This window comes from Nocardia sp. NPDC005745 (assembly GCF_040630775.1).
Taxonomy (GTDB): Bacteria; Actinomycetota; Actinomycetes; order Mycobacteriales; family Mycobacteriaceae; genus Nocardia.
In genome coordinates this window covers 45,897-61,672 of sequence record NZ_JBEXYF010000012.1, presented here as the reverse complement: position 1 = coordinate 61,672, position 15,776 = coordinate 45,897, and the positions used below count along the sequence as shown (strand labels likewise).

1 protein-coding gene (only partly in view) is annotated in these 15,776 nt (G+C 71.4%); it reads left to right on the top strand.

Every position in this 15,776-nt window falls within one protein-coding gene, locus ABZ420_RS15070, for a non-ribosomal peptide synthase/polyketide synthase (protein ID WP_357122222.1), read on the top strand. The gene is 43,764 nt long; 13,214 of those nucleotides lie to the left of the window and 14,774 to its right, leaving coding positions 13,215-28,990 in view, spanning codon 4,405 (partial) through codon 9,664 (partial); the first complete codon in view begins at nt 2. The start codon and the stop codon both lie outside this window.

The window sequence follows — 15,776 nt, the reverse complement described above, 5'->3', positions numbered from 1 at the left end:
GAGCGCCGGTTTCGACGTGACCGCCGAGATCGGGTTCCGCGCGAGCCTGCTCGCGCTGTCGGCGACCGACCACGTGGCGGTGCTGGTCATGCACCACATCAGCGCGGACGGCTTCTCGCTGCGGCCGCTGCTGCGCGATGTCGTGCTGGCCTACACCGAGCGCGCCCGCGGCGAGGTGCCGTCCTGGGCCCCGCTCGAGGTGCAGTACGCCGACTACGCGCTGTGGCAGCGTGAGGTGCTCGGCGCCGAGGACGACGCGGATTCCGTCGCGGCCCGGCAGATCGCCTACTGGACCGAACAGCTGCGTGACCTGCCCGACCAGATCGAACTGCCCGCCGACCGGCCGAGGCCGGAGAGCGCCTCCAATGCCGGTGGCACGCACGATTTCTCGGTCGACGCGCAGGTGCACGAAGCGCTGTCGGAGCTGGCGCGCGCCCGTGGCGTGACGCTGTTCATGGTGGTGCACGCGGCGCTGGCGGTGTGGGCGGGCCGGTTGTCGGGCGGCACCGATGTCGCGATCGGCACCCCGATCGCGGGCCGCGGCGAACGCGCGCTCGACGACGTCGTCGGCATGTTCGTCAACACGCTCGTGCTGCGCAGCGAAGTCGATCCGGGCGCTCGCTTCGACGAACTGCTCGACCAGGTGCGCCGCACCGATCTGGCCGCCTTCGCCAACGCCGATGTGCCGTTCGAGCGGCTGGTCGATGTGCTCAGCCCGGTGCGCTCGCAGGCGCACCACCCGCTGTTCCAGGTCGCGCTGACCTTCGAGGCCGCCTCGGCGGCCGATCTCGGCACCGTCGCGCTGCCCGGCGGCCTCGACGTCGCCGCCGTCGAGTTCGACCCGGGCACAGCGAAATTCGACGTGCAGCTCACCGTGGGCGAGTCCGTCGATGGCGGGCTGACGCTGTCGTGGAACTACGCCACCGAACTGTTCGACCCGGAGACGGTGGCCGCGTTCGCCGACCGCTTCGTGCGCATCCTGCGTGGTGTCGCCGAGGATCCGCGGGTCGCCATCGGCGATATCGATCTGCTCGGCGAGGGCGAGCGGCTGGACGTGTCGCAGCGCTGGGTGTCCTCCGGCGCCCAGAGCGTCGCGGGCGCGTTCGCCGATCCGCACATCACGCTGGTCGGTTTGTTCGACGCGGCCGTCGCCGCGCATCCGAACCGGATCGCGGCCCGCTTCGGCGTGGAGACGCTGACCTACGCCGAGCTGGACCGGCGCGCGAATGTGCTGGCGCGCAGGCTGATCAGCGACGGCGCGGGACCGGAGACCCTGGTCGCGGTGATCCTGCCGCGGTCGCTGGACCTCGTGGTCGCGCTGCTGGCCGTGGTGAAGACCGGCGCGGGTTACGTGCCGGTCGACCCGACCTACCCGGCCGAGCGCATCGCCTACGTGCTCGCCGATTCCCGGCCCACCAGCGTGGTGCTCGACTCCACGGTGCAGGTCGAGGTGCCCGCCGGGCTGCCCGCCGTCGTACTGGACGGGTTCGCGGTGGAGACCGGCAACATCGAGGACGCCGACGACGCGCCGATCACCGACGCCGACCGCAACGCGGCGCTCACCCCGGACAACGTCGCGTACGTGATCTACACCTCCGGCTCGACCGGCCGCCCGAAGGGCGTCGCGGTGGCGCACCGCAATGTGGTGCGTTTGTTCGCGAACACCGACCGCGACTTCGGTTTCGGGCCCGAGGACACCTGGACGCTGTTCCACAGCTACGCGTTCGACTTCTCGGTGTGGGAGCTGTGGGGTCCGCTGCTGTTCGGCGGCACCCTCGTGGTGGTCGACTACTACACCTCGCGCTCGCCGGAGCAGTTCCTGGAACTGCTGCGCGCCGAACGCGTCACGGTGCTCAACCAGACCCCGTCCGCGTTCTACCAGCTGGCCGAGGCCGACCGGAACGCCGCGCCCGACGCCGCGCCGCTGGCGCTGCGGTATGTGGTGTTCGGCGGCGAGGCGCTGGAACTGCGCAGGCTGTCGGACTGGGTGGCGCGCCACGGCGACGGCACCGGTGCGTCCGTTGCCGGGCCGCTGCTGGTCAACATGTACGGCATCACCGAGACCACGGTGCACGTGTCCTACCGCGCGCTGGACGCCGCGACCATCGCCGCCGCCTCCGGCAGCGTGGTCGGCCGCGCGATCGCAGGCCTGCGGGTGTACGTGCTCGACAACCGGCTGCGTCCGGTGCCGGTCGGCGTCGCGGGCGAGATGTACGTGGCGGGCCCGCAGCTGGCTCGCGGCTACCTCGGCCGTCCCGACCTGTCGGCCACCCGCTTCGTCGCCGACCCGATGGGCGACACGCCGGGCGGGCGACTGTACCGCTCCGGCGACCTGGCGCGCTGGAACCGGTTCGGTGAGCTGGAGTACCTGGGCCGCGCCGACGACCAGGTGAAGGTGCGCGGCTTCCGCATCGAGCTCGGCGAGATCGAATCGGCGATCCTGGCCCAGCCCGGTATCGCGCAGGCCGCGGTCATCGTGCGCGAGGACCAGCCCGGCGATCAGCGGATCGTCGCGTACGTGGTGTCCGAGCCCGGCGCCGAGCCCGTGCTCGACGCGGTGCGCGACGGCGCGGCCGAGCAGCTGCCCGCCTACATGGTGCCCTCGGCCGTGGTGCGGCTGGAGTGGATCCCGCTGACCGTCAACGGCAAGCTGGACCGCCGTGCGCTGCCCGCCCCGACGGCGACCTCGCGCGCCTTCCGCGCGCCGGTCACCCCGGTGCAGGAAACCGTGGCCGCGGTGTTCGCCGACGTGCTCGGCTTGGAGCGGGTCGGCGTGGACGACGACTTCTTCGATCTGGGCGGCAACTCGCTGATCGCGACCAGGGTGGTCGCGCGCATCGGCGCCGCGCTCGGCGCGACCGTCGCCGTGCGCACGCTGTTCGAGGCCTCCACCGTGGAAGCGCTTGCCGCGCGGGTGGAATCGCACGCCGACGGCGCCGCCAGGAAGCGGCTGGTCGCGCGCGAGCGCGCGGCAGGCGAACTGGTGCCGCTGTCGTTCGCGCAGCAGCGCATGTGGTTCCTGAACAAGTACGACACCGCCTCGGCGGCCTACAACTTGCCGATCGCCATCCGGCTCACCGGCGCGCTGGACGTCGACGCACTGCACCTGGCGGTCGCCGACGTGGTGCGCAGGCACGAATCGCTGCGGACCCGCTACCCCGAGCACGGCGGCACCCCGGTCCAGGTGATCGTGCCCGCCGAGGACATCGTCCTGGATCTGCACCCCGTGCCGGTGCGGCAGGAGCGGCTGATCGAGACGGTGACCGAGTTCGTCACCACCGGATTCGACGTGGCCGAAGAGGTTCCGCTGCGCACCCGGCTGTACGCGGCCGGGCCGGATGAGCACGTGCTCGTCGTGGTGGTGCACCACATCGCCGCCGACGGCTTCTCGATGGGCCCGCTGACCCGCGATGTGATGGCCGCCTACACCGCGCGCAGCACCGGCAGCGCACCCGGCTGGGCTCCGCTGGCGGTGCAGTACGCCGACTTCGCGGTGTGGCAGCGCGAGATCCTCGGTTCCGAGGAGGATCCGGACTCGCTGCTGGCGAAGCAGGTCGCGTACTGGCGGCGCGCGCTCGACGACGTCCCCGACGAGCTGGCCCTGCCGACCGACCGCCCGCGTCCGGCCGTCGCCTCGCACCGCGGCGCGACGCTGCACCGCGAGTTGTCCGGCGACCTGGTCGCCGCGCTGGAGGAGGTCGCGCGGCAGCGCGGCGCGTCGCTGTTCATGGTGATGCACGGTGCGCTGGCGGTGCTGCTGTCGCGCCTGTCCGGCAGCGACGACGTCGCCGTCGGCACCCCGATCGCGGGCCGCGGCGAGGCCGCGCTCGACGACCTGGTCGGCATGTTCGTCAACACCCTGGTGCTGCGGACCGGCATCGAGCCCGGCGAGTCGTTCGCCGACCTGCTCGGCCGCGTGCGCCGCACCGACCTGGACGCCTACGGCAACGCCGACGTGCCGTTCGAGCGGCTGGTGGAACTGCTCGCGCCGGAGCGCTCACAGGCCCGCAACCCGCTGTTCCAGGTGATGCTGGCGTTCCAGAACCTGGAGCGCACCACCCTGGAGCTGCCCGGTCTCTCGGTGTCCGCGCTGGACCTGGAAGAGAACGTCGCGCGCTTCGACCTGCAATTCACCCTCGCCGAGCGCGGTGACACCGGTTCCGGCGCCATGGCGTTGGCGCTGACCTACGCCACCGAGCTGTTCGACGAGGCGACCGCGGCGGCCATCGTGGACCGCTGGGAACGCGTGCTCGCGGCGGTGGCGGCCGACGCGTCGGTCCCCGTCGGCGCGATCGACGTGCTCGACGCCGCCGAGCGGGCCGACCTGGTCGCGCGCACCGGCGCGCCCGCCACGCCCGCGCGGACGCTGCCGGACCTGATCGCCGAGGCCGCCGCCATCGATCCCGAGGCGCCCGCCGTGGTGTTCCAGGGGAGAAGTGTGTCCTACGGCGAGCTGGACGCGCGGTCCAACCGCCTGGCCCGCTTGCTGATCGAACGTGGCATCGGCACCGAGGACCTGGTGGCGGTCGCCGTGCCGCGCTCGGACGAGTCGTACTTCGCCGAATGGGCGGTGTCCAAGTCCGGCGGCGCGTTCGTGCCGATCGACCCCACCTACCCGGCCGACCGCATCGCGCACATGGTCACCGATTCGGGCTCCCCGATCGGTCTCACCGTGGCGTCGGTACGCGCCGAGCTGCCCGAGTCGGTCGAATGGCTGGTGCTCGACGAACTGGATCTCGACGGATTCGACGACGCCGCGGTCACCGACGCCGACCGGGCGCGCCCGGTGCGGCCGGAGCACCCCGCGTACGTCATCTACACCTCCGGCTCCACCGGTGTGCCCAAGGGCGTCGTGGTCACCCACGCCGGTCTCGCCAACTTCCGCGACGAGCAGAACGCCCGCTACGACGTCGATTCCGACACGCGCGCACTGCATTTCGCCTCGCCCAGCTTCGACGCCTCGATCCTGGAATTCCTGCTCGCGATCGGCCGCGGCGGCGCCCTGGTGGTCTGCCCGCCCGGCGTCTACGGCGGCGAGGAGCTGTCCGAGCTGATCCGCGCCGAGCGGGTCACCCACGCGTTCATCACCCCGTCGGTGCTCGCCTCGCTGGATTCGGCCGCGCTGGCCGGCATGCGGGTGATCGTGGCCGGTGGTGAAGCCGTGCCCGCCGATCTGGTCGCCAAATGGGGTGGCGCGCCCGACGGTTCGGGCCGCCGCTTCCACAACGGCTACGGCCCGACCGAGACCACGATCATGACCAACATCAGCGACGCGCTCGCGCCGGGCGACCGGGTCACCATCGGTGGCCCGACCCGCGGCATGCAGTCGCTGATCCTGGACGCCCAGTTGCGGCCCGTTCCGGTGGGTGTCGCGGGTGAGCTGTATCTGTCGGGCGTCCAGCTGGCGCGTGGCTACCACGCGCGGCCGGGCCTGTCGGCGGAGCGGTTCGTCGCCAACCCGTCGGTGCCCGGCGCACGGATGTACCGCACCGGTGACGTGGTCCGCTGGACCCGCACCGGCGAGGTGGAATATGTCGGGCGCTCCGACTTCCAGGTGAAGGTGCGCGGTTTCCGCATCGAGCTCGGCGAGATCGACGCCGCGCTGGCCTCGCACCAGACCGTCGACTTCGCGGTCACCGTCGGCCACAGGAGCGCCGCGGGCGCGGTGTCGCTGGTGTCGTACGTCGTCGCCGCGCAGGGACACTCGATCGACGTGGCGGCGCTGACCGCGCACGTCGAGGATCGCCTGCCCGCCTACATGGTGCCCTCGTCGATCATGGTGATCGACCACGTGCCGCTCACCCCGGTGGGCAAACTGGACCGCAAGGCGCTGCCGGAACCGGTGTTCGCCACCGAGGTCGTGTTCCGCGCGGCCCGCACCCCGGTCGAGCAGACCATCGCCGAGGTGTTCGCCGAGGTGCTCGGCGTGGAGCGGGTCGGCGTGGACGACTCGTTCTTCGCGCTCGGCGGCGACAGCATCGTCTCCATCCAGCTGGTCTCGCGGGCCAAGGCGCGCGGCGTGGTGTTCACCCCGCGGCACGTCTTCGAGCAGCGCACCGTGGCCGGGCTGGCGTCCGTCGCCGAGACCACCGAGGCGGCCGAGGCGTCGGCCACCACCCTGGCCGAGCCGCCCGGCGGCGGCATCGGCGCCATGCCGTTGACGCCGGTGGTGCGGTTCATGGCGGAGCGGCGCGGCTCGTTCGGGCGGTTCAATCAGACGCTGGCGCTGGAACTGCCGGTCGGCATCGACCGGGCGGGCATCGCCGCGACCGTCGGCGCGGTCATCGATCGGCACGACATGCTGCGCGCGAGCCTGCGCCGCGACGGCGACGACTGGGTCGTCGAGACCGCCGCGCCCGGCACCGTCGAGGTGGACGCGCTGATCGACCGCACCGAGTTCGCCGCGAACGCCACCGATGCCGAGTTGTTCGCGATCGCCTCGGCCGCGCTGGACGAGTCGCTGGATCGCCTCGATCCCGCCGCGGGCGTGGTCATCCGGTTCGTGTGGCTGGAACCCGATTCCGCCGAACGCGCCGGACGCCTGATCGTCGTCGCGCACCACTTGGTGGTGGACGGTGTCTCCTGGCGCATCCTGGTGCCGGACTTCGTGACGGCATGGGGTCAGCGCACCGCGGGGCAGACGCCCGAGCTGGTCGCTCCGGCCACCTCGATGCGCGCATGGGCGCATGCGCTGGAACGCGAGGCCGCCGGCCCCGAGCGAGTGGCCGAGCTGGACTACTGGCGTTCGGTGGTCGCCGCGGCCGATCCGCTGCTGACCGAACGTCCGATGGACCCGGCCATCGACACTTCCGGCGTCATCGAGAAACTGCCGGTCGAGGTGTCCGCCGAGGTCACCAAGGCCCTGCTCACCACGGTTCCGGCGCTGTTCCACGGCAGCGTGAACGACGGTCTGCTCACCGCGCTGGCGCTGGCCACCGCGAAGTGGCGGGCGCGGCGGGTGGCTGCCAGGGGCGAGGACTCGCTGCTGATCCGCCTGGAGGGCCACGGCCGCGAGGAAGACGTGGTGGCGGGCGCCGATCTGTCGCGCACCGTCGGCTGGTTCACCGCGATCTACCCCGTCCGGTTCGACCTGGCCGGCATCGACGTCGACGCCGCGTTCACCGGCGGACCCGCGCTGGGCGCGGCCGTCAAGGCGGTCAAGGAGCAGTTGCTCTCGGTGCCGGACAAGGGCATCGGCTATGGCTTGCTGCGCTACCTGAACGCCGAGACCGCCGCCGAGTTGCCGCGCGAACTGCCCGGCCAGGTGAGCTTCAACTACCTCGGCCGGATCTCCGAGGGTGACGTGCCGGAGTCGCTGCGCGGCTTCGGCTGGATCCCCGCGCCGGAACTCGGCGCGCTGGGCGGAGCCTACGACGCGGACATGCCCGCGATGGCGCCGCTGGACGTCAACGCGATCGTGGTCGGCGACAAGCTGACCGCCAACATCGGCTACCCGGCGACCCTGCTGTCGGCCGCCGACGTGCGCGAGTTCGGCGAGCTGTGGACCGCCGCGCTGGAAGCGGTGGCGCGCCATGCCAATTCGGCGGGCGCGGGCGGGCACACTCCGTCGGACTTCGCGCTGGTACGAAGCACACAGCGCGACATCGACAGCTGGGAGCGGCGCTTCCCGGCGCTGGCCGACGTCTGGCCGCTGTCGGCGCTGCAGGCCGGTCTGCTGTTCCACGCCCGCCTCGCGGCGAGCTCGGTGGACGTGTACACCGCCCAGGCGGTGCTGACGCTCACCGGCCGGGTGGACGCCGCCCGGTTGCGCGCGGCCGCACAGGCTTTGGTGGACCGCTACGAGAACCTGCGCACCGCGTTCGTCAGCGACCACGACGGCAACCCGGTGCAGATCGTGCTGGACAGCGTCCGGGTGGCGTGGGCCGAGCACGACCGGATCGAATCGGGTTCGGCCGACGACCTGATCGAGGCCGACCGCATGCGGCGGTTCGACCTGGCCGCACCGCCGCTGATCCGCTTCACGCTGATCCAGGTCGCGCCCGACCGCTGGCAGTTCGTGGTGTCCAACCACCACATCCTGCTCGACGGCTGGTCGATGCCGCTGCTCATGCGGGATCTGCTGATGCTCTACGCCGTGCACGCGGATACCGCCGCGCTGCCCGCCGTGCGCTCCTACCGCCACTTCCTGGACTGGACCCGGCAGCAGGACCACGCGGCGTCGCTGGCCGCGTGGGCGCACGCGCTGCGCGGTGTCGGCGAGCCGACCCTGCTGGCGCGGCCGGACGCCGGTCGCGAGATCACCTCGCTGTCCGGCGAGTACTTCTTCGAGCTGGACGAGGCGACCACCGCGCGGCTGACCGCGCTGGCCGGCTCGCTCGGCGTCACCCCGAACACCGTGCTGCAGACGGCGTGGGGCATGCTCGTCGGCCGGATGACCAGCCGCGACGACGTGCTGTTCGGCACCACCGTCTCCGGGCGTCCCGCCCAGCTGTCCGGCGTGGAGGCGATGGTCGGTCTGTTCATCAACACCGTGCCGGTGCGGGTGCGCTTCGATTCGTCGGAGTCCGTGCGCGATCTGCTGGTCCGCACCCAGGGCGAGCAGGCCGACCTGCTCGACCACCACTATGTGGGCCTGGCCGACATCCAGGCGGTCGCGGGCATCGGCGGACTGTTCGACACGCTCGTGGTGTTCGAGTCCTACCCGGTGGACGCCGCGGGCCTACAGGCGCAGGCCGCGGACATCGACGGCATGGCCGTGGTCGGCCTGGACGCGGCCGACGCCACGCACTACCCGCTGACCCTGATCGCGCAGCTGGATTCGCGGCTGCGGGTGCGCGCGGGCTACCTGCGCGACCTGTTCGACGAGCAGACGGTGCGCCGCATCGCCGACCGCCTGATCCGGGTGCTCACCGCGATCACCGCCGCGCCCGACGCGGTGGTCGGCGACATCGAGCTGCTCGACACCGCCGAGCGCGAACTCGTGCTGCGCGGCTGGAACGACACCGAATTCGATGTGGCCGCGGCGTTGTCGGGTCGCTCCGCGAGCTCCACCGTCGACGCGACCCTGGTCTCGATGTTCTACGACCAGGTCGAACGCACCCCCGACGCGACCGCGATCACGTTCGAGGGGACAAGTCTGTCCTACGCCGAGTTCTCCTGGCGGGTGAATCAGCTGGCGCGCTGGCTGATCGCTCGCGGTGTCGGCGCGGAATCGTATGTGGCGCTTGGTATGCGGCGCTCGATCGATCTGGTGGTCGGCATGTACGCCGTCGCCGTGGCCGGTGGCTCGTACGTGCCGCTGGACCCGGATCACCCGGCCGAGCGCACCGAATACATCCTCGGCACGGCCGATCCGGTGTGCGTGCTGACCTCCGGCAGCGATCTGGACATCGACACCGCGCAGGTGCGCATCGATCTGCTCGACCTGAAGGGGCTGTCGGAGGCTCCGGTCACCGACGCGGATCGTCGTGCGCCGCTGCGTCCTTCGAACACCGCGTATGTCATCTTCACGTCGGGTTCGACGGGTCGTCCGAAGGGCGTCGCCGTCTCACACGCCGCGATCGTCAACCGCCTGGTGTGGATGCAGACCGCCTACCAGTTGACCGGCGCTGATGTGGTGTTGCAGAAGACGCCTGCGACGTTCGATGTGTCGGTGTGGGAGTTCTTCTGGCCGTTGCAGATCGGTGCGCGTTTGGTCGTGGCGAAGCCAGACGGCCACCGCGATCCGGCCTACCTGGCCGAGGTCATCAGCGCCGAGAAGGTGACCGTCACCCACTTCGTGCCGTCGATGTTGGCGGTGTTCGTGGCGGATGCTGCTGCCGCACGGTGTGATTCGTTGCGGTTGGTGTTCGCTTCGGGTGAGGCGTTGCCGCCCAAGCCTGCGCATCGTTTGCGTGAGTTGACCGGTGCGGCGTTGCACAACCTCTACGGTCCGACCGAGGCGGCGGTCGACGTCACTTTCCACGAGGTCGTGGATGCTGATACCGAGTCGGTGCCGATCGGTGCTCCGGTGTTCAACACGCAGGTGTTCGTGTTGGATGCGCGCCTGCGTCCGGTGCCGGTGGGTGTGGCGGGTGAGTTGTATCTCGCGGGTGTGCAGCTCGCGCGGGGTTATGTCGCGCGTCCGGACCTGACGAGTGACCGGTTCGTGGCCAACCCCTACGGGGAGCCCGGTGCGCGGATGTATCGCACGGGTGACTTGGTGGCGTGGACCGAGCACGGTGAACTGGAGTACTTGGGCCGCACCGATTTCCAGGTGAAGTTGCGTGGTCTGCGTATCGAACTCGGTGAGATCGAGCAGGCGCTGACCGGCCTGGAGGAGGTCGCGCAGTCGGTCGTGGTCGTGCGCTCCGATGCGCACGCCGGTGATCAGCTCGTCGCGTACGTCATCCCGGCGCCGGACGCCGCGCTGGACACCGACCTGGTCCGCGAGGACCTGGGACGGCAGTTGCCCGCGTACATGGTGCCGTCGGTCGTGATCGTGCTCGACGAGTTCCCGCTCAACGCCTCCGGCAAGCTGGACCGCAAGGCGTTGCCCGCGCCGGTGTTCGAGGCCGCGGTGTTCCGCGCCCCCACCACGCCGGTCGAGGAGATCGTCGCCGCGACCTTCGCCGACGTGCTCGGCTTGGAGCGGGTCGGCCTGGACGACGACTTCTTCGCCCTCGGCGGCAACTCGCTGTCGGCTACCCAGGTCGCCGCGCGGCTGTCGGCCGCGCTGGACACCGACCTCGGTGTGCGCGAACTGTTCGAGGCGTCCACCGTGGTCGCGCTGGCGGCGCGCGCGGAGACCAAGGCGGGCGTCGGCGGCCGTGCGCCGCTGGCGCCGCAGCAGCGACCGGAGCTCGTTCCGCTGTCGCTGGCTCAGCAGCGCATGTGGTTCCTCAACCGCTTCGACCCCGACTCGGCGGTGGACAACATCCCGGCCGCGGTACGGCTGTCCGGCCTGCTCGACCGGCAGGCGCTGCAGATCGCCGTCGCCGACGTGCTGGCCCGCCACGAGTCGCTGCGCACGTTCTACCCCGAGGTGGACGGCGCGGCGCATCAGCAGACCGTGGCCACCGCGAAGGTCATCCCCGACCTCACGCCGGTCGACGTCACCGAAGCCGAACTGCCCGAGCAGCTCGCGCGGCTGATCGGCACGGCCTTCGACGTCACCGCCGAGGTGCCGTTCCGCGCCCGGCTGTTCGAGATCAGCCCCACCGAGCACGTGCTCGCCTTGGTGGTGCACCACATCTCGGCCGACGGTTTCTCCATGGGCCCGCTGACCCGCGACGTGATGACCGCCTACGGCGCCCGCGTCGACGGCGGCGAGCCCGCCTGGCGTCCGCTGGAGGTGCAGTACGCCGACTTCGCGCTGTGGCAGCGCCAGGTGCTCGGCGCCGAGGACGACCCGAGTTCGGTGATCTCCGAGCAGATCTCGTTCTGGTCGGACACCCTGCGCGGGCTGCCCGAGCAGCTGGATCTGCCCGCCGACCGGCCGCGCCCCGCGATCGCCTCCGGTCGTGGCGCCACGCACGTCTTCGAGATCGACGCCCAGACCCACGCTCAGCTCACCGAACTGGCCCGTACCAGGGGCGCGACGCTGTTCATGGTCGCGCACACCGCGCTGGCCGTGCTGCTGTCGCGGTTGTCCGGCGAGGACGACATCGCGATCGGCACGCCGGTCGCCGGTCGTGGCGAGCGCGCGCTCGACGATTTGATCGGCATGTTCGTCAACACCCTGGTGCTGCGGACCCCGATCGAGTCCGGTGCGACGTTCACCGAGCTGCTGCGTTCGGTGCGCGCCACCGACATCGCCGCGTTCGGGCACGCCGACCTGCCGTTCGAGCGGCTGGTGGAGATCCTGAACCCGGCGCGTTCGCAGGCGCGCCACCCGCTGTTCCAGGTGATGCTGTCGTTCCAGAACATGGGCCAGAACAGCCTGGAGCTGCCCGGTCTGACGGTGAGCGGTGTCGACCTGCCGATCGACGTCGCCAAGTTCGACCTGCAATTGGTGCTGTCCGAACGCGACGCCGAAACCTCGAGCGGCAACGGCGCGGGCATCGCCGCCGAACTGATCTACGCCACCGACCTGTTCGACCCGGCCACCATGGCCGAGTTCGGCCGCCGCTTCGGCCGGTTGCTGAAGGCCGTCGCTGCCGAACCGGACCGGCCGATCGGCGACATTGCGCTGCTGGACGAGCAGGAGACCGCGCAGGCGCTGCGCGGCTGGAACGACACCGCCCGCGACCTCGGCCCGGCGACCACGCTGGTCGATGAGTTCGCCGCGCAGGCCGCGGCCACGCCGGACGCGGTCGCCGTGGTCGACCCGGCCACCGGAACGGTTCTGACCTACGCCGAATTCGCCGCCCGGGTGCGGCGGCTCGCACGCCGCCTCATCGAGGCGGGCGTCGGCCCGGAGACGCTGGTCGCCCTGGGCATGCGCCGCTCGGTGGACCTGGTCGTGGCCGCCTACGCGGTGCACGCCGCGGGCGGCGGCTATGTGCCGCTGGACCTGGACCAGCCCGCCGACCGCGTGCACTACGTGCTCGACTCGGCCGACCCGGTCTGCGTGCTGACCACCGCGCGCGACGCGTTCGACGGCGCGGGCCGCGCGACGCTGGACATCGACGAGCTGGACCTGTCCGGTTACCCGGACGCACCCGTCACCGACGCCGAGCGCATCGCGCCGCTGCGCCCGCAGCACCCGGCGTACGTGATCTTCACCTCGGGTTCGACCGGACGTCCGAAGGGCGTCGCTGTGCCGCATTCGGCGGTCGTCAACCAGATCCGCTGGATCACCGGCGAATACGGCATCGGCTCGGGCGACGTGGTGCTGTTCAAGACCCCCGCCACCTTCGACGTGTCGGTGTGGGAGCTGTTCGGCCCGTTGAGCACCGGCGGGCGCATCGTGGTGGCGAGCCCGGACGGGCACCGCGACCCGCAGTACCTCGCCGAGGTGATCGCGGCCGAGCGGGTCACCATGACCTCGTTCGTGCCGTCCATGCTGAGCGTCTTCGCGGGCGCCATCGACCCGGCCGACGCCGACGCGCTCGCCTCGCTGCGGACGCTGTTCGTCGCCGGTGAGGCGTTCACAGCCGACGCGGTCGTCGCCATCCGGCGGGTGAGCGACGCCGCGCTGTACAACCTGTACGGCCCCACCGAGTTCACGGTGCACGCCACCCACGCACCCGTAGCCGACGAGGTGGACGGCGCTGTGCCGATCGGCCTTCCGGTGTGGAACGCGCAGGCGTACGTGCTGGACGCGCGCCTGCACCCGGTGCCGCCGAACGTCGCGGGCGAGCTGTACCTCGCGGGTGATCAGCTGGCGCGCGGTTACTTCGGTCGCGCGGATCTGACCGCCGACCGGTTCGTGGCCGACCCGTACGGGGAGCCCGGCGCGCGGATGTACCGCACCGGCGACCTGGTCACCCGGGACGCCACCGGGGCCATCGAGTACCTGGGCCGCACCGACTTCCAGGTGAAGCTGCGCGGTCTGCGCATCGAGCTCGGCGAGATCGAGACCGCGCTGACCGCCCACGAATCGGTCGCGCAGTCGGTCGCGCTGGTGCGCTCCGACGCGCACACCGGCGACCAACTGGTGGGTTACGTGGTGCCCGCGAACGGCGCCACGGTGGATGTCGAGGCGTTGCGGGCGCATCTGTCCGCGCACCTGCCGTCGTACATGGTGCCCGCCGCGATCGTCGTGCTCGACGCCATGCCGCTGAACCCGAACGGCAAGCTGGATCGGCGCGCGCTGCCCGAGCCCGTCTTCGAGGCACGGGAATTCCGCGCACCGTCGACTCCGGTGGAGGAGATCGTCGCCGATGTCTTCGCCGAAGTGCTCGGCCTGGCGCAGGCCGCCGAACGCGCGGTCGGCCTGGACGACGACTTCTTCGACCTGGGCGGCAACTCGCTGATCGCCACCCAGGTGGTGGCCAGGCTCGGCGCCGCGCTGGACACCCGCATCCCGGTCCGCACTTTGTTCGAGGCGCCGACCGTGGCCGCGCTGGCGGCCCGGGTGGAGACCCACCAGGGCACCGGCCGCCGTCGCGAGCTCGTCGCGGGCCCGCGCCCGTCCAAGATCCCGCTGTCGCTGGCTCAGCAGCGCATGTGGTTCCTGAACCGTTTCGACAACCAGACCGCGGTGAACAACATCCCGCTCGCGGTCCGGCTCACCGGAACGCTGGACACCGAGGCGCTGCGCCAGGCCGTCGCCGACGTGGTCGACCGGCACGAGGTGCTGCGCACCGTCTACCCGGAGACCGCCGACGGCCAGGGCGTGCAGGTGGTGCTGCCCGCCGGGCACAACGCCATCGATCTCGCCCCGATCGAGGTGTCCGAGGCCGAGATCTCCGACCGGATCAGCGAACTGGTGCTGACCGGCTTCGACGTCACCGCCGAGGTCCCGGTGCGTGCCGCGCTGTTCCGCATCGCGGGCTCGATGGACGGCTCGCAGCCCGACACCCACGTGCTGGTGTTCGTGGTGCACCACATCTCCGGTGACGGCTGGTCGGTGCGTCCGCTGGCGCGCGACGTGATGGTGGCCTACTCCGCGCGTTCGCGCGGCGAGGCGCCCGCCTGGGCTCCGTTGCCGGTGCAGTACGCCGACTACGCGCTGTGGCAGCGCGAGACGCTGGGCGCCGAAGGCGATCCCGCGTCGCTGATCGCCCAGCAGGTCGCGTTCTGGTCCGACTCCCTGGCCGGACTGCCGGATCAGCTGGACCTGCCGTCGGACCGCTCGCGTCCCGCGGTGGCGTCCAACCGCGGTGGCGTGTACGAGTTCTCGCTCGACGCGCAGCTGTTGCGCGAGCTGAACGCGCTGGCCCGCGCGAACGGCGCCAGCCTGTTCATGGTGGTGCACGCGGCGTTCGCCGCCCTGCTGGCCCGGTTGTCCGGCAGCGACGACATCGCCATCGGCACCGCGGTCGCGGGCCGCGGTGAAGCGGTGCTCGACGACGCGATCGGCATGTTCGTCAACACTCTGGTGCTGCGCAGCGCGGTCGATCCCGCGAAACCGTTCACCGAACTGCTGGCGAGCACCAAGGACACCGACCTCGCGGCGTTCGCGCACGCGGACCTGCCGTTCGAGCGGCTGGTGGAGATCCTGAACCCGGCGCGTTCGCAGGCACGCCACCCGCTGTTCCAGGTGATGCTGTCGTTCCAGAACACCGGGGAGGCCACCTTCGAGCTGCCCGGCCTGGAAGTGGCCGGTGTTCCGCTGGACGTGGTGACCGCGAAGTTCGACCTGCACCTCAACCTGGCCGACCGGTTCGACGCCGGGGGCGCCGCCGACGGTATGACCGCCGAATTCGCGTACGCGACCGACATGTTCGACGCCGACACCATCGCCGGTGTCGCGTCGCGACTGGTGCGGATGCTGACCGCGATCGCCGCGGACGCGTCCGTGACCATCGGCGACGTCGAGCTGCTCGACAGCGTCGAGCGCACCGAAGTGCTGGAGCGGTGGAACGACACGGCGCATCCGGTGGACCCGGCGGCCACGCTGGTGTCGATGTTCGCCGCGCAGCTGGCGCGGACCCCGGACGCGCCCGCGGTGACGTTCGAGGGGACGACTCTGTCCTACGCCGAGTTCGCCGGCCGGGTGAACCGCTTGGCGCGGCACTTGATCTCGTCGGGTGTCGGCCCGGATTCGATGGTCGCGCTGGGCATGCGCCGCTCGATCGACCTGGTGGTCGGCATGTACGCGGTGAGCGTCGCCGGTGGCGCGTACGTGCCGCTGGACCCGGACCACCCGGCCGACCGCACCCGCTACGTGCTCGAGACCGCGCGGCCGGTGTGCGTGCTCACCACCTCGCGCGACGGTTTCGACGCGG